The organism is Streptomyces sp. ME02-8801-2C, from assembly GCF_033793965.1.
Taxonomy (GTDB): domain Bacteria; phylum Actinomycetota; class Actinomycetes; order Streptomycetales; family Streptomycetaceae; genus Streptomyces.
In genome coordinates this window covers 440,868-456,507 of record NZ_JARAXP010000007.1, presented here as the reverse complement: position 1 = coordinate 456,507, position 15,640 = coordinate 440,868, and the positions used below count along the sequence as shown (strand labels likewise).

General features: G+C 70.2%; 14 protein-coding genes. 2 read left to right on the top strand and 12 right to left on the bottom strand.

Annotation, left to right across the window (positions count from 1 at the left end):
* Window position 1: 1 nt before the first annotated feature.
* From secD to pgsA, 12 genes are all read right to left on the bottom strand, one after another.
* On the bottom strand, window positions 2-1,768 hold the full coding sequence (gene secD, locus PV396_RS25160) for a protein translocase subunit SecD (protein WP_319208189.1): 1,767 nt from the start codon (window positions 1,766-1,768) through the stop codon (window positions 2-4).
* Window positions 1,769-1,914: 146 nt separating this feature from the next.
* A complete protein-coding gene (gene yajC, locus PV396_RS25155; RefSeq protein ID WP_319208186.1) occupies window positions 1,915-2,418 on the bottom strand; it encodes a preprotein translocase subunit YajC in 504 nt (167 codons plus the stop codon).
* A 175-nt stretch (window positions 2,419-2,593) separates the two neighbouring features.
* The gene (ruvB, locus tag PV396_RS25150; RefSeq protein WP_319208183.1) at window positions 2,594-3,667 is read right to left on the bottom strand and encodes a Holliday junction branch migration DNA helicase RuvB; all 1,074 of its coding nucleotides are present in this window, start codon (window positions 3,665-3,667) and stop codon (window positions 2,594-2,596) included.
* 115 nt (window positions 3,668-3,782) lie between these two features.
* Window positions 3,783-4,391: a Holliday junction branch migration protein RuvA gene (gene ruvA, locus PV396_RS25145; protein WP_319208181.1), complete on the bottom strand. Its 609-nt coding sequence runs from the start codon at window positions 4,389-4,391 to the stop codon at window positions 3,783-3,785.
* The gene (gene ruvC / locus PV396_RS25140) at window positions 4,388-5,002 is read right to left on the bottom strand and encodes a crossover junction endodeoxyribonuclease RuvC (protein WP_319208180.1); all 615 of its coding nucleotides are present in this window, start codon (window positions 5,000-5,002) and stop codon (window positions 4,388-4,390) included. Before ruvC ends, ruvA begins: the two co-directional genes overlap by 4 nt.
* 145 nt (window positions 5,003-5,147) lie before the next feature.
* Window positions 5,148-5,900: a YebC/PmpR family DNA-binding transcriptional regulator gene (locus tag PV396_RS25135; protein ID WP_055534214.1), complete on the bottom strand. Its 753-nt coding sequence runs from the start codon at window positions 5,898-5,900 to the stop codon at window positions 5,148-5,150.
* A 48-nt stretch (window positions 5,901-5,948) separates the two neighbouring features.
* Window positions 5,949-6,581, bottom strand: coding sequence for a pyridoxal 5'-phosphate synthase glutaminase subunit PdxT (gene pdxT / locus PV396_RS25130; protein WP_319208176.1), 633 nt, complete (start codon window positions 6,579-6,581; stop codon window positions 5,949-5,951).
* A gap of 14 nt (window positions 6,582-6,595) precedes the next feature.
* Window positions 6,596-7,444, bottom strand: coding sequence for a pyridoxal 5'-phosphate synthase lyase subunit PdxS (gene pdxS, locus PV396_RS25125; RefSeq protein WP_416071471.1), 849 nt, complete (start codon window positions 7,442-7,444; stop codon window positions 6,596-6,598).
* Between the two features lie 330 nt (window positions 7,445-7,774).
* Window positions 7,775-8,320: a hypothetical protein gene (locus PV396_RS25120; protein ID WP_319208170.1), complete on the bottom strand. Its 546-nt coding sequence runs from the start codon at window positions 8,318-8,320 to the stop codon at window positions 7,775-7,777.
* 59 nt (window positions 8,321-8,379) lie between these two features.
* Complete coding sequence (locus PV396_RS25115; RefSeq protein WP_319208167.1) at window positions 8,380-9,546, bottom strand: glycosyltransferase family 4 protein; 1,167 nt, start codon at window positions 9,544-9,546, stop codon at window positions 8,380-8,382.
* Entirely contained in the window at window positions 9,543-10,508 is a 966-nt protein-coding gene (locus PV396_RS25110; protein ID WP_319208165.1) for a phosphatidylinositol mannoside acyltransferase, read from the bottom strand. The genes PV396_RS25115 and PV396_RS25110 overlap by 4 nt, the downstream gene beginning before the upstream one ends.
* The gene (gene pgsA, locus PV396_RS25105; RefSeq protein ID WP_319208440.1) at window positions 10,505-11,239 is read right to left on the bottom strand and encodes a phosphatidylinositol phosphate synthase; all 735 of its coding nucleotides are present in this window, start codon (window positions 11,237-11,239) and stop codon (window positions 10,505-10,507) included. Before pgsA ends, PV396_RS25110 begins: the two co-directional genes overlap by 4 nt.
* A gap of 280 nt (window positions 11,240-11,519) precedes the next feature.
* Here pgsA and PV396_RS25100 point away from each other — a divergent pair, with 280 nt between their 5' ends.
* Together PV396_RS25100 and PV396_RS25095 are read left to right on the top strand one after the other, a co-directional pair.
* Window positions 11,520-13,718, top strand: a complete 2,199-nt coding sequence (locus PV396_RS25100; RefSeq protein WP_319208163.1) for an elongation factor G-like protein EF-G2 — start codon at window positions 11,520-11,522, stop codon at window positions 13,716-13,718.
* Window positions 13,719-13,936: 218 nt separating this feature from the next.
* Window positions 13,937-15,604, top strand: coding sequence for a hypothetical protein (locus PV396_RS25095; RefSeq protein WP_319208161.1), 1,668 nt, complete (start codon window positions 13,937-13,939; stop codon window positions 15,602-15,604).
* Window positions 15,605-15,640: the final 36 nt, after the last annotated feature.

Below are 15,640 nucleotides of genomic sequence, written 5' to 3'. Positions count from 1 at the left end.
CTCACGCCTCCTTCATGTCGACGGGCGCGGACGCGCGACGGGTGCGACGGAGCGGCGGTTGGGCGCCCAGGCGCTGCGGGTCGAGGCCGGACCAGCGGTGGCCCTCCGCGAAGAACTTCTTGCGGGCGAGGATCGTCATCAGGGGCTTCGTGAAGAAGAAGACGACGACCACGTCGAGCAGGGTGGTCAGACCGAGCGTGAACGCGAAGCCCTGGACCTTGCCGACGGTGACGATGAAGAGCACTGCGGCGGCGAGGAACGACACGAAGTCGGAGACCAGGATGGTGCGCCGGGCACGCGGCCAGGCCCGCTCGACGGCGGGTCGCAGCGAGCGGCCCTCGCGGATCTCGTCCCGGATGCGTTCGAAGAACACGATGAACGAGTCCGCGGTGATACCGATCGCGACGATCGCACCGCAGACGGCCGGCAGGTTCAGCGCGAAGCCGATCGCCGGACCGAGCAGCGCCATGATCACGTAGGTGAGGGCGGCGGAGACGAGGAGGGAGGCGATGGCGATGACCGACAGACCCCGGTAGTAGACCACCAGGTAGATGACGACCAGGGCCAGTCCGATGCCGCCGGCGACCAGACCGGCGTGCAGCTGCTCGCCGCCGAGCGCGGCGGTGACCGTGGTGACGCTCGACTCCTGGAAGGTGAGCGGGAGCGCGCCGTACGACAGCATGTTCGCCAGGTCCTGCGCCTCGGTCTGGTCGAAGCTGCCGGAGATCTGCGCGGAGCCACCGGTGATCGCGGTGTTCACGAACGGGTTGGAGACGACCTCGCCGTCCAGGACGATGCCGAACTCGTTCTGCGGCGGCTGGTTCTGGGCGAGGCGACCGGTGACCTCACCGAACTGCTTGCTGCCCTTGGACGTGAAGTCCATGGTGACCTGCCAGCCGGCGGCACCCTGTGTGTCGAAGACGGCCTGGGCCTTCTTGACCTCGGTGCCGTCCACCTCGGCCGGGCCGAGGATGAACTTCTGCCACTGGCCCTGGGAGTCCTTGCCACAGGCCACGGTGGGCTCGGTGGGCTTGGTGTCGTCACCGGTGACGGCGCGGACCGCCTTCTTGGTGCAGTCGAGCGCCGCGTACTTCGCCTGGAGGGCCGCGGTCGCCGGGTCCGGGGCAGCGCTCGCCGGGGGCGACGCAGGGGCGGACGCGGAAGGCTTGCCGCTCGGCGTCGGGGTCGCGTCGGCCTTCAGGGCGTCGGTGACCGGGCGGCCCTGTGAGGTGGCGCTGACCGACGGGGTGGGCGAGGCGGAGGACGAGGAGGTCGCCTTGTCGCCCGTCTTGGAGGCCGACGGCGAAGGGCTGCCGGACGTGCTCACGCTGGGCGAGGGGGTGGGCGTCGCGGCGACGCCCTGGGCCTCGAGGGCCAGGACCGGTCGGAAGTAGAGCTTGGCGGTGGTGCCGACCTGCTTCCGGGCCTGCTCGGAGTTCGTGCCCTTGGGGATGTTGACAATGATGTTGTCGGATCCCTGGGTCTGCACCTCTGCCTCGGAGACACCAAGACCGTTGACACGGCGGTTCATGATCTCGACCGCGGTGTCCATGTTGGTCTTGTTGATCGCGTTCGGCTGGCCCGGCTCGTTCTTCGCCGTGAGCGTGATGCTCGTGCCACCGGCCAGGTCGATGCCGAGACGCGGAGTCGTGTGCCCGGAGAGGAACATGCCTCCGGTGAGCGCCACGATGGCGATCAGAATGAGGGCCAGCGAGCGTCCTGGCTTGCTCTGGGAGCTTGCGCTCCGGCCCTTCTTAGGTGCTGCCACCTTCTCGTACTCCCTCTCGGGCCGCCTCGCGCCGGGTCAGCGCGGCCGGCGGCCATGACATGGTGTCGGGACTCCCCGCGAGAACCGAACGTGCCGGGGGTACGTAACGCGAGCGGATCGCGCCGCGCTCCTCCCCCGGAACGCGGCTACTTCGCGTCGGACTCGCCGTCGGTCTTCTTCGGCTCTTCTTCCGTCTTCGCCTCGGTGGCGTCGGTCTCGCCGGCCGGCTCGTCGGCCGCGTCCTTCTTGCCGAGGTCGATGGGCTTGTCGTCGGAAGCGGCGGAAGCGTCGTCGGAGGGCTCGTCGGTCTCGGTGAGAGAGGAGGCGTCGTCCGGGACGACGGATTCGTCGGTCTTCAGGTCGTGCTCGATGCCGTGCACGATGCGGTTGTACTCGTCGTCGCCGAGGACGGCGCCGATGGCGTTCTTCGCGAAGAGAAGCTCCACACCCGGGCCCGCGTCGAGGAGAACCGTCTCCTCGTTGACTTCCTTGACCGTCGCGTAGATGCCGCCGATCGTGCGGACACCGGTGCCGGGCTGCATGTCGTCGCGCATCTGCGCGGCGGCCTGCTGCTTGCGCTTGGCGGAGCGGGTCATCAGGAACATGGCCCCGATGAGCACGATGAACGGGAGGAGGGTCACGATATTCACGGGACGGGATTTCCTTCGCACTACCGCGTCGGTGAGCGGCCTGGTGGATGGGGGTGTGGGCGGCGCCACCTACAAAGCTACAAGGGCGGCATCGGCGGAGTCTAAGCGAGTCCGCACTCCAGGAACAACGCTCAGCATGGCACCACGGTTCCTGAGCCCGCGAGCAGCCGCGCCCTCACGCCCCGAACAGGTCCTGTTGTCCGCTTCCCCCCGTTGTGGAACGCGGTGGGGTGAGGCCGAGATGCGCCCATGCCGCGGGCGTCGCGACTCGTCCACGCGGGGTACGGGCCAGCAGTCCCTCCCGTACGAGGAAGGGCTCGGCGACCTCCTCGACGGTCTCCCGCTCCTCGCCCACCGCAACGGCCAGCGTGGAGAGCCCGACCGGGCCGCCGCCGAACAGCTTCAGCAGCGCTTCGAGGACGCCCCTGTCGAGGCGGTCGAGACCGCGGGCGTCGACCTCGTAGACCTTCAGGGCCGCTGCAGCGATGTCGCGTGTGATGATGCCGTCGGCCTTCACCTGCGCGTAGTCCCGGACGCGGCGCAGCAGACGGTTGGCGATGCGGGGGGTGCCGCGTGAGCGGCCGGCGATCTCGGCGGCGCCCTCGGCACCGATCTCGACGTCGAGAAGGTTCGCGGAGCGGTGGATGACGCGTTGCAGCTCGGCGGGCTCGTAGAACTCCATGTGCGCGGTGAAGCCGAAGCGGTCGCGCAGCGGGGGCGGCAGCAGTCCCGCGCGCGTGGTGGCGCCGACCAGCGTGAACGGGGGGAGTTCGAGGGGGATGGCGGTGGCGCCGGGGCCCTTGCCGACGATCACGTCGACGCGGAAGTCCTCCATCGCCATGTAGAGCATCTCCTCGGCGGGCCGGGACATGCGGTGGATCTCGTCGAGGAAGAGGACCTCGCCCTCCTGGAGGGAGGAGAGGATCGCCGCGAGGTCACCGGCGTGCTGGATGGCGGGGCCGCTGGTGATGCGGATGGGGGCGCCCATCTCGGCCGCGATGATCATCGAGAGCGTGGTCTTGCCGAGGCCGGGGGCGCCGGAGAGCAGTACGTGGTCGGCGGTGGCGCCACGCGCGCGTGCGGCGCGCAGGACGAGGTCGAGCTGCTCGCGGACCTTCTCCTGACCGATGAACTCGTCCAGGTCCTTGGGGCGCAGGGCGGCCTCGACGGCCTGGTCCTCACCGTCGGCGGACGCACCGACGAGCCGCTCGGGGGCGGTGCTCTCGTCGGTCGTGTCGTCCCAGTTCACTGCGTTCTCCTAGCTGGGTGCGCCGGGCGCGGGTGTCGGCCGGGGCCCGGGGGTCGTCCCCGGGCCGGCACAGCGTGCGTGTGCCTCGCGGTCGCGGTCGGTCGGGTGGTGCTGGTCAGCGGGCTCTGTTGAGGGTCTGCAGGGCCGCCTTCAGCAACTGGCCCACCTGGGGCGTGCCCTCGGCGGCCTCGGCCTGGGGTGTCACGGCGGCCACGGCCTCGTCGGCCTCGCGGGTCGCGTAGCCGAGGCCGATCAGGGCCGCGTGCAGCTGGTCGCGCCAGCCGGTGGTGACCGGGGTGCCGATGGCGGGGCCGGTGCCGAGGGGTGCGCCGAGTCGGTCCTTCAGCTCCAGCAGGAGTTTCTGCGCGCCCCTCTTGCCGATGCCGGGTACGGCGATCAGTGCCTTCTCGTCCGCCGTGGACACCGCGCGACGCAGGGCGTCCGGTGAGTGGACGGCCAGCATGGCCTGGGCGAGGCGGGGGCCGACGCCGCTCGCGGTCTGGAGCAGTTCGAAGGTCTGTCGCTCGTCGTCGTCCGCGAAGCCGTACAGGGTGAGGGAGTCCTCGCGGACGACCAGGGACGTGGCCAGTCTGGCCTGCTGTCCCATCCGCAGACCGGACAGGGTGTTGGGTGCGCATTGGACGGCGATGCCGATGCCGCCCACCTCGACCACCGCGGAGTCGGGGGCGAGGGCGGCGATCGGGCCGCTGACGAAGGCGATCATGCGGGGCGGCCTTTCGGGGCGGGTGCTGTGGTGGATGCGGGTGCTGCGGTCGATACAGGTGCTGCGGTCCGTGCTGCGTGGAGAGCGACCGCCTGCTGGAGCCGGTTCTGCGCGACGGCCTGCTGAAGGCGCGACTGGGCGGGTGCGCGCCAGATGTGGCAGATGGCGAGCGCGAGGGCGTCGGCGGCGTCGGCCGGTTTGGGGGGCGCGGCCAGCCGTAGCAGCCGGGTCACCATCGCGCCGACCTGGGCCTTGTCCGCGCGTCCGCTGCCGGTGACGGCGGCCTTGACCTCGCTGGGGGTGTGCAGGGCGACGGGGATGCCGCGTCGCGCCGCGCAGAGCATCGCGACGGCGCTTGCCTGGGCCGTGCCCATCACCGTACGGACGTTGTGCTGGCTGAACACCCGCTCCACGGCGACGAATTCGGGCCGGTGCTCGTCGAGCCACTGCTCGATGCCCTGCTCGATCGCGACGAGGCGGAGGCCCAGTTCGGCATCCGCGTGCGTGCGTACGACGCCGACGTCGATCATCGTCAACGGCCGCCCGGGGACGCCCTCGACGACACCGACCCCGCATCGGGTCAGTCCCGGGTCAACTCCGAGTACGCGCACCCGCCCCACCCCTTTGTCCGGTCGCGGTCCGTCGACGGTGATCTTTGACTGTCGTCAGGCTATCCGCTGCCACTGACAACAGCGGCGGGCCGGTAGGACGTGTCCCACCGGCCCGCCGAAACCGCTCGCCTCGCGGCGGTGGTCGCTACGCGTCGACCTTCTCCATGACCTCGTCGCTGACGTCGAAGTTGGCGAAGACGTTCTGCACGTCGTCGCTGTCCTCCAGCGCGTCGATCAGCTTGAAGATCTTCCTGGCACCGTCCTCGTCCAGCTCGACCTGCATGGTCGGGACGAAGTTGGCGTCGGCGGAGTCGTAGTCGATGCCGCCTTCCTGGAGCGCGGTGCGCACCGCGACCAGGTCGGTCGCCTCGGAGATCACCTCGAAGGACTCACCGAGGTCGTTGACCTCCTCGGCGCCGGCTTCCAGCACGGCACCCAGGACGTCGTCCTCGGTCAGCTCACCCTTGGGGACGACGATGACGCCCTTGCGGTTGAAGAGGTACGAGACGGAGCCGGGGTCGGCCATGCTGCCGCCGTTGCGGGTCATGGCGACGCGGACGTCCGAGGCGGCGCGGTTGCGGTTGTCGGTGAGGCACTCGATGAGCACCGCGACACCGTTGGGGCCGTAACCCTCGTACATGATCGTCTCGTAGTCGGCGCCACCGGCTTCGAGGCCGGCGCCGCGCTTGACCGCCGAGTCGATGTTCTTGTTCGGAACCGAGCTCTTCTTGGCCTTCTGGATGGCGTCGAACAGCGTCGGGTTGCCGGCCGGGTCGGCGCCGCCCGTGCGCGCCGCAACCTCGATATTCTTGATCATCTTCGCGAAGAGCTTGCCGCGCTTGGCGTCGATCACGGCCTTCTTGTGCTTCGTCGTAGCCCATTTAGAGTGGCCGGACATCTGCCTGTCTCCTTCGCGTAACCCATCTCTGTACGAACCCCAGAGATCCTACAAGGACTCGGCTGTACGATCCGCGCGCGTGGTGCGTGCGATGTTCGCCCGCACGATGTCGACGAACAGCGAGTGCACGCGGTGGTCGCCGGTCAGTTCCGGGTGGAACGACGTGGCGAGCGCGTTGCCCTGGCGTACGGCGACGATGTGGCCGGCGTGCTCGGCGAGCACCTCGGCCTCGGCGCCCACGGACTCGACCCAGGGGGCACGGATGAAGACGCCCTCCACAGGATCGCCCTCGATGCCCCTCACGTCGACGGTCGCCTCGAAGGACTCGTTCTGGCGTCCGAAGGCGTTGCGGCGCACGATCATGTCGATGCCGCCGACGGTCTCCTGGCCCGAGCGCGGGTCGAGGATCTTGTCGGCGAGCATGATCATGCCGGCGCAGGTGCCGTATACGGGCATTCCGGCGCGCACGCGCGCGCGTAGGGGCTCCATCACGCCGAAGAGGACGGCCAGTTTGGAGATGGTGGTGGACTCGCCGCCGGGAATGATCAGGCCGTCCACCTCGGCGAGCTCCTCGGGGCGCCGCACCGGCCTGGCCAGGGCGTCCGCCTCGGCCAGGGCGATGAGGTGCTCCTGAACGTCTCCCTGGAGGGCCAGGACACCGATGACAGGGGTGTCGTACATGGGTGACATGCGTGCTACCAGCCCCGGTTCGCGTAGCGCTCGGCCTCGGGGAGGGTGTCGCAGTTGATGCCGACCATGGCCTCGCCGAGGTTGCGGGACGCGTCCGCGATGATCTTCGGGTCGTCGTAGAAGGTGGTCGCCTTCACGATGGCGGCGGCGCGCTTGGCGGGGTCGCCGGACTTGAAGATGCCGGAGCCGACGAAGACGCCCTCGGCGCCCAGCTGACGCATGAGCGCGGCGTCGGCGGGGGTGGCGACGCCACCGGCGGAGAACAGGACGACCGGGAGCTTGCCCAGCTCGGCGACCTCCTTGACGAGCTCGTACGGGGCGCGCAGGTCCTTGGCGGCGGCGTACAGCTCGTTGTTGTCGTAGCCGCGGAGCCTGGCAATCTCGTTCTTGATCTGGCGCAGGTGACGGACGGCCTCGACGACGTTGCCGGTGCCGGCCTCGCCCTTCGAGCGGATCATCGCGGCGCCCTCGGCTATGCGGCGCAGGGCCTCGCCGAGGTTGGTGGCGCCACAGACGAAGGGGGTGGTGAAGGCCCACTTGTCGGAGTGGTTGACCTCGTCGGCGGGGGTCAGGACCTCGGACTCGTCGATGTAGTCGACGCCGAGGGACTGGAGGACCTGGGCCTCGACGAAGTGACCGATGCGGGACTTCGCCATGACCGGGATGGACACGGCCTCGATGATGCCCTCAATCATGTCCGGGTCGGACATACGGGCCACGCCGCCGTCCTTGCGGATGTCCGCGGGGACACGCTCCAGGGCCATGACGGCGACGGCGCCGGCGTCCTCGGCGATCTTGGCCTGCTCGGCGTTGACCACGTCCATGATCACACCGCCCTTGAGCTGCTCGGCCATACCGCGCTTCACGCGCGCGGTGCCGGTTTCGGGCGTCTGGGCGGAGTTGGAGAGCGTGCTGGACACGGGTTGACCTCACTCGGTGAAAGAGGGTTGTTGCGACTTTTGAGGAAACGTGAGGGGAGCAGGCCACAGCAAGGGCCAATGGGTAGCCGGTGGATCGTTTTCGCCCCCGCCGCCCCTACCCGTCCCATCCCTTCCTGGGGGCTGCGCCCCCAGACCCCCGCTGGGTATTTCAGCCCCTCCGGCGTTTGAGGAGCGGGGGTTCGGGGGCAGCGCCCCCGAGAAGGATGGGACGGGTAGGGGCGGCGGGGGCGAAGAAACCGGGATCTACGCCGGTGTGCGCTCCGCCAGGGCCGTCGGGGGTTCGTCGTCCATTTCGAAGGCCAGGGGGAACGGCGCGTGACCCGCCAGCCGGAACCACCGCACCTTGCGGTGCCGCCGCAACGCCCGAGCCGCCCGCACCGCATCGTTGTGGAACCGCCGAGCCATCGGCACCCGCCGCACCGCCTCGGTCAGCTCCCCCGCCGCAGCCTCCCCACCGGGAGCCTCCCGCACCGCCTCGACCTGCCCCGCCTCCGCGAATACGGCCCGAAGCGCCTGGCTCAGCTCGCTCTCGGCGACCTCACGCTGCTCCTCCTCGGCCTGCCGCGCCGCGTGTGCCGCCTCGTACAGCACGATCGAGGCGGCCGGATCGAGGACGCCCGATGTCGCCAGCTCCTGCGCGATGGACGCCCTGCGCAGCAGCTGCGCGTCGAGGCCGGCGCGCGTGGCGTCGATACGGGCGTGCAGACGGTCGAGCCGCCCGGCGGTCCAGCTCAGGTAGAGGCCGATCGCGACGAGCCCGACAAGGATCCAGATGAGGGTTGCGGTCACGGGCGGCAAGGTTACCGTTCACGGCCGCAGCGCCCTCGTACGGCCGGCCGGCACCGCGCTCAGTCCCGCGCCAGCCCCAGTCGCGCCCGCAGCCCCGTCGTCGTCCGCTCGTCCGCCGCGACGGCTGTCGTACCGTCCGTCACCGTCTCGTACACGGACAGGATGTCCGCGCCCACCGTCGACCAGTCGAAGCGCCGCACATGGGCGCTGCCCCGTTCCCGCAGCTCGGCGCGGCGGTCCGGGTCGCCCAGGAGCCGTACGGCCGCGTCGGCCAACGCGTCCGCGTCCTCGTTCGGGAACAGCTCGCCCGCCGCCCCGTGGTCCAGGACCTGGGCGAAGGCGTCGAGATCCGAGGCCAGCACCGGGGCGCCCGCGGACAGTGCCTCGACCAGGATGATCCCGAAGCTCTCCCCGCCGGTGTTGGGGGCGATGTACACGTCCACGCTGCGCAGCAGGCGTGCCTTGTCCTCGTCGCTGACCATGCCCAGGAACTCGACCCGTGCGCGCAGCTCCGGCGGCAGGCCCTCCAGCGCCTCCTCCTCGTCGCCCTTGCCCGCGACCAGCAACCTTGTCGCGGGACGGGCGGCGAGGATCTTCGGGAGCGCCTTCATGAGGACCGGCAGGCCCTTGCGGGGTTCGTTGATGCGGCCGATGAAGCCGATCGTCTCGCCCTGCCACTCGGGCTTCGGCTTGGCCCCGGCGAAGGAGTCGACGTCGACCCCGTTCGGGATGACGACCGCGTCGCCGCCCAGATGTTCCACCAGCGTGCGCCGGGCGTACTCGCTCACCGCGATCCGGGCGCTGATCTTCTCCAGGGCGGCCTGGAGGATCGAGTACGCGGCGAGCATGGCCCGGGAGCGCGGGTTCGAGGTGTGGAAGGTGGCCACGATCGGGCCCTGGGCCGCCCAGCAGGCCAGCAGACCCAGCGAGGGCGAGGCCGGCTCATGAATGTGGATCACGTCGAACTCGCCCTCGTGCAGCCAGCGCCGCACCCGGGCCGCCGACAGGAAGCCGAAGTTCAGCCGGGCCACCGAGCCGTTGTACGGCACCGGGACCGCACGTCCGGCGGAGACGACGTACGGCGGCAGGGGGGTGTCGTCGTCGGCGGGGGCGAGGACGGAGACCTCGTGGCCCAGGCGGATGAAATAGTCGGCCAGATCGCGGATGTGGAACTGGACGCCACCCGGCACGTCCCAGGAGTACGGACAGACGATGCCGATCTTCACGGGGTCCCCTTCCCGGGGTCCGCCGCAGCGGCCTGTCCGCTCCCGGTGTTCTTCTCCGGGTCCTTCGCGGGGTCGAGATCCGCGAGCCACAGCCGCTGAAGCATGTGCCAGTCCTCCGGGTGGTCGGCGATTCCCGTGGCGAAGGCATCGGCCAGCGCCTGCGTCATGACAGACGTCTTCTCGGCCTTCGTACCTGTCTCGGGTACCTTGATCGGGGGATGAACACGTCCGCGCATGGTCGGAGAGTCGTCGTACCACAGGGTGACGGGGAGCAGGAGCGCGCCCGTCTGCTGGGCCAGCAGGGCCGGGCCGGCGGGCATCCGGGCCGCGTCGCCGAAGAACTTGACCTCGACACCCGAGGCGGACAGGTCCCGGTCGGCGACCAGGCAGACCAGGCCGCCGTCCCGCAGCCGCCGCGCCAGGGTGCCGAACGCGGTGCCGCCGCTGTGCGGCAGGACCTCCATGCCCAGGCCCTCGCGATAGGCGACGAAACGGTCGTACAGGGTCTCCGGCTTCAGACGCTCGGCGACCGTCGTGAACCGCGTCTCCAGTTTGGTGGTGACCCAGGCACCGGCCAGGTCCCAGTTGCCCAGGTGCGGAAGTGCGAGGACCACCCCACGGCCCGACGCCAGACCGTCGGTCAGGTGGTGCAGGCCCTCCGGGTCGAAACCCGTCCGCACACGCTCCGGGCTCCACGCCGGGAGACGGAACGACTCCATCCAGTACCGCAGATACGAACGCATGCCCGCACGGGACAGCTCGGCGAGCCGCTCGGGTGTCGCGTCGGGCACCACGCGCGCGTAGTTCGACTCGAGCCGTCGTACGCGCTCTCCGCGCCGCTTCCAGGCGAGGTCGGCGATGGTCTGCCCGAGCCGGACGGCGGCGGGCTCGGGGAGCCTCTTGACGGCGCTCCAGCCGGCCGCGTAGGCACCGTCCGTCAGCCGCCCCCGCAGGTCGGTCACGAGGCCGCCTCGCTGCTCTGGGCGGTGCCCTCGTGGGAGGCCGCCGCGTCCGCCTCCGCGGACTCCCGTCGGACCGTGACGACGCGCTGGATCAGCGTGACGAGGCTGCCCACGGCGACGATCCACAGGGCGATCGGCAGCAGGTACTGGATGCCGGGCACCCCGAACTTGTGCAGGCCCGCGAGACCGGCCGCGACCAGCGAGATCACCAGGCGCTCGGCGCGTTCCACCAGGCCGTTGACAGCGACGGGCAGGCCGATCGACTCGCCGCGCGCCTTGGTGTACGAGACCACCTGGCCGCTGGTCAGACAGAAGATCGAGACCGCGCACAGGACGATGTCGTCGCCCCCGCCCGCGTACCAGAGCGCGAACCCGCCGAAGATGGCGCCGTCGGCCACCCGGTCGAGGGTGGAGTCCAGGAAGGCGCCCCAGCGGCTGGAACGGCCCAGCTGCCGCGCCATGTTGCCGTCGACGAGGTCCGAGAACACGAACAGCGTGATGACGATCGTGCCCCAGAAGAGCTCTCCCCTGGGGTAGAAGACCAGCGCGCCCGCGATCACTCCGGCGGTGCCGAGGAGCGTGACCGTGTCGGGGCTGACGCCCCGGCGGATGAGAAACGCGGCGAACGGTGTGAGGACACGCGTGAAGAATGCACGCGCGTACTTGTTCAGCATGGCCTTCCCGAGGGTCGGTTTCGCCGTGCGGCCCCTACTGGCCACCGGCTGGCCCATCGTAGCCACGCGCGCGCATGTGCGACGTTCGGGCACCCGCGCCCCGTGTCACGTCCTGACGGCATCCGGGTCACAACGGGATGTCGGCGGCAACCAGCACCGCGCGCGTGACATCCCGCGCCTTCCCCTCCCGTCCGCGCCATCGCGTCCGTCGTATGGACGCACCGTGTCACCAGTGCCAAGCTCGAAAGCACCGCGGGCGTCATCGGTGCCGCCGCCACACGCGGATCCGGAGATGTCCGCGCCCACAGTGACCTCACCGTGCACGGGAGGCAGGACCATGGGCGACAAGGCGAACACACACCCCGGAGCCGCCGGCAGAGCTACAGCGGCCGACCACCCCGCGTCCGTACGGAATGTGGTGCTGGTCGGCCACTCCGGATCGGGCAAGACGACCCTGGTGGAGGCTCTCGCACTGACCGCGGGAGCCGTCAACCGGGCGGGCCGGGTGGAGGACGGCGGCACCGTCTCCGACTACGACGAGATCGAGCACCGGCAGCACCGCTCGGTACAGCTCTCACTGGTACCCGTCGAATGGGGCGGATACAAGATCAATATTCTGGACACTCCCGGATACGCCGACTTTGTCGGGGAACTCAGGGCCGGTCTGCGCGCGGCGGACGCGGCCCTTTTCGTCGTCTCGGCCTCGGACGGGGTGGACGGCTCGACCCGGATGGTGTGGGAGGAGTGCGCCGCGGTCGGCATGCCGCGGGCCATCGTGGTCACGCATCTGGAGTCCGCGCGCGCGGACTTCGACGACATGACGCGCACCTGCGCGGAGGTCTTCGGCGCGGACGACCCCGACGCCGTACTGCCGCTCTATCTGCCGTTGCACGGCACGCCGGGGCCCGACGGGCACGCGCCCGTGACCGGGCTGACGGGGCTGCTGTCGCAGAAGCTGTTCGACTACTCCTCCGGGGAGCGCAAGGAGACCGATCCGGCTCCCGAGCAGCTCCCGGGCATCCAGGAGGCCCGCAACCGGCTCATCGAGGGGATCATCGCGGAGAGCGAGGACGAGACCCTCATGGACCGCTATCTGAGCGGCGAGGAGATCGACGTCAAGACCCTGGTCGACGACCTGGAACGGGCTGTCGCGCGCGGGACCTTCTTCCCTGTGCTCGCCGCCGCCCCGGCCGCCGAGGGCGCCCGGCAGGGCCTCGGTACGGTCGAGCTGCTTGAGCTGGTCACCGGGGGCTTCCCGACCCCGCTGGAGCGCGAGGCGCCCGGGGTCACCACGGTGGACGGCCGCCCGCGTGAGCTGAACCTGTGCGATCCGGACGGCCCGCTGGTCGCGGAGGTCGTGAAGACGGCCAGCGACCCCTATGTGGGCCGGGTCTCGCTCGTCCGCGTCTTCTCCGGCACCCTGCGGCCCGACGAGACGGTCCATGTCTCCGGGCACGGCCTCGCCGACCGCGGCCATGAGGATCACGACGCCGACGAACGAATCGGCGCCCTGTCCACGCCCTTCGGCAAGCAGCAGCGCACGCTCACGCACTGCATCGCGGGTGACCTGGCCTGTGTGGCGAAGCTGAACCGGGCGGAGACCGGCGACACGCTCTCCGCGAAGGACGACCCGCTCCTGATGGAACCGTGGGAGATGCCCGAACCGCTGCTGCCGCTCGCCATCCGGGCGCACAGCAAGGCGGACGAGGACAAGCTCTCGCAGGGCCTCGGCCGGCTCGTCGCCGAGGACCCCACCATGCGGCTCGAACAGAACCCCGACACCCACCAGGTGGTCCTGTGGTGCCTCGGCGAGGCCCACGCGGACGTCGCCCTGGACCGGCTGCGCAACCGGTACGGCGTCCAGGTCGACGTCGTCCCGCACAAGGTCTCCCTACGGGAGACGTTCGGCGGCCCGTCGGCGGGACGGGGACGCCATGTGAAACAGTCCGGCGGGCACGGGCAGTTCGCGATCTGCGCGATCGAGGTCGAGCCGCTGCCGGGCGGCTCGGGTATCGAGTTCGTGGACAAGGTCGTCGGCGGAGCCGTGCCCAGACAGTTCATCCCGTCCGTGGAGAAGGGCGTCCGGGCCCAGGCCGGCAAGGGAGTCGCCGCCGGCTATCCGCTCATCGACGTACGGGTCACCCTGCTCGACGGCAAGGCGCACTCGGTGGACTCCTCCGACGCCGCGTTCCAGACCGCCGGGGCGCTCGCCCTGCGCGAGGCCGCCGCCGACGCGAAGATCCATCTCCTGGAACCCGTGGCCGAGGTCACGGTGCTCGTCGGCGACGACTACGTGGGGCCCGTGATGAGCGACCTGTCCGGACGGCGCGGCCGGGTCGTCGGCACCGAGCAGGCGGGCGGCGGGCGGACCCTCGTACGCGCCGAGGTGCCCGAGATCGAGATCGACCGGTACGTCGTCGATCTGCGGTCCCTCTCGCACGGCACCGCCCGCTTCGACCGCAAGTACGCGCGGCACGAGCCGATGCCGCCGCAGGTCGCGGAGAAGGTCCGTGAACAGGCCAAAAACGCCTCGTAGTTGACGACCGGGACCCGACAGGCGGCCTCTACGGAACGATCTCCTCCACATCGGCGGACGGCTTGTGCCGTCCGCCACCCAATTGTCGGTGGCTGCGGATACGCTGATCACCTGATCAAGTTGAGACTCGATCAACGTGATGACCTGTTCAACAGGTGTGCGGAGCAAGGAAGTCGGGAAGGCCGCAGAAGCGGGTTCGGCGGCGAGGGGGCGGCACAGTGGCGGACGACGGTTTCGATTTCAGTCCCGGGGCGCAGGTGCCCCTGTCGGGTTCCGCGGGCCAGACGGCGGCGACCTTCGCGCTGGCCTCGGCGGCCTACCGTGAGGACGACGAGGTCACCAAGATCCTGGAAGCCGACAACGAGTGGCACAAGTCGACGGTGAAGGGACCCCGAGGCCCATGGGCCAAGATCTTCCGTCCCAAACTCGGTGAGGCCTTCTCCCGGGCCGTGATCGACCGCATGCTCGGTGCCGGCCGCAAGCCCCTCATCCAGTCATTCGGCACCGAACCCCAGGTCGTCGTGGAGCACGCCCTCGCGGCCCATCGCATCCGGCGGGACCGCGACAACTGGCTCGCCGCGGTGATGGTGCTGTGCGGAGTGCTCTTCCTCCCCGGCCTCCTGCTGTGGCTGCTGGTCTTCATCGGCCGCGCGAACATCGCCAAACGCGAGGACAAGCGGGCCTCCGCGATCGCCACCACCCTGCTCGTCGCGGTCGGCGCCTTCGCCGTGATCTTCCTGATCAAGATGCCGTTCACCGGCTTCTGGGCCCTGTACGCACGCGCGTGCCTCGTCCTGCCCGTCGTCGGCTGGCTGTGGGCCAAGCAGATCTGCGAACGCACCGCGAAGGACCTGCGCGAACGCTGGGACGCCCTGCTCTCCGGCGGTGGCGTCGGCGCCAAGATCCCCGAGGCGGTCCCCGGCAGCCCCGGCGAGACCGCCGCCGAACACCTGCGCAAGGAACTGGCCCGGCTCAGCGCCGAGCAGCAGTCCAACTCCGTCTTCTACGCCGGCCACAAGGGCATACTCGGCATGGGCACCCGGTGGGGCAGCTGGCAGCTCGCCGAGAACCTGGTCCCCCGCGACCCGGCCAAGGAGATCCACCCCTTCCGCAGCTGGGACGTCATACGTTCCATCCACGACCAGCTGCGCATGCTGGAACGCGGCCCGCTCAACACCGGCGGGTTCCCGAAGCCGACCCTGAAGCACTGGATCGTCACGCCCGTCGGCGCGGGCGCCACGGAGGTCTCCCGGCCGAGCGGCACGGACGTCGACGCCTACCAGATCAAGAACCACGCCATACAGGACATCTGCAACAAGCAGCAGTTCGGCGACGGCCAGCGGCACTACCTCGGCGTCCAGTGGACGCTGTGGAGCGGGCAGTTGATCATCACCATGCTCATCACGGTGACCGTGCTGCACGAGACGCTGCGCATCGAGCTGACCGGCCACGCGCTCGGTCCTGTGCACTCCCTCTTCACCAGCAAGCCCGCGGCCAAGGAGAAGGAGGTGCAGAAGTCGGTGAGGTTCTGGGAGACCCGGAAGGTGAAGCTGCCGCTGGTCGACGCCGACGAGGTCGTACGCCTCGCCGCGCGCGCGCCTCTCACCTGGTACCCGCCGCTGCTGAACTGGCTGGGCGGCTCACTGACCCTGCCGGAGCCGTTCGGCCTGCGGCACTCCTGGGCGGATCAGCCCTGGCCGCACCGGTTCATGGCCGACGACGTACTGCGGGCGGCGACGCCGGTGCTGCGGGTCGTGCACGCGGCGGCGATCAAGGTCCTGGACGACAACGGCGTCGACACGGAGAAGTTCGGCAGCCGGTCGTCGTTCCTCAGCACGGCGGTACAGGACCCGATGCCGCGAAAAGCCGACGCCTACGACGCGTGATGTCCGGGGGCGCAGCCCCCGGACCCCCGTTGCCTC

Bases quoted from the DNA above. Each gene is read 5' to 3' on its own strand.
- ruvA (WP_319208181.1), bottom strand. From the start codon at position 4,391: ATGATCGCCTTCGTCAGCGGCCCGATCGCCGCCCTCGCCCCCGACTCC.
- PV396_RS25135 (WP_055534214.1), bottom strand. From the start codon at position 5,900: ATGTCCGGCCACTCTAAATGGGCTACGACGAAGCACAAGAAGGCCGTG.
- pdxT (WP_319208176.1), bottom strand. From the start codon at position 6,581: ATGTACGACACCCCTGTCATCGGTGTCCTGGCCCTCCAGGGAGACGTT.
- pdxS (WP_416071471.1), bottom strand. From the start codon at position 7,444: ATGGCCGAGCAGCTCAAGGGCGGTGTGATCATGGACGTGGTCAACGCC.
- pgsA (WP_319208440.1), bottom strand. From the start codon at position 11,239: ATGGGCCAGCCGGTGGCCAGTAGGGGCCGCACGGCGAAACCGACCCTC.
- PV396_RS25100 (WP_319208163.1), top strand. From the start codon at position 11,520: ATGGGCGACAAGGCGAACACACACCCCGGAGCCGCCGGCAGAGCTACA.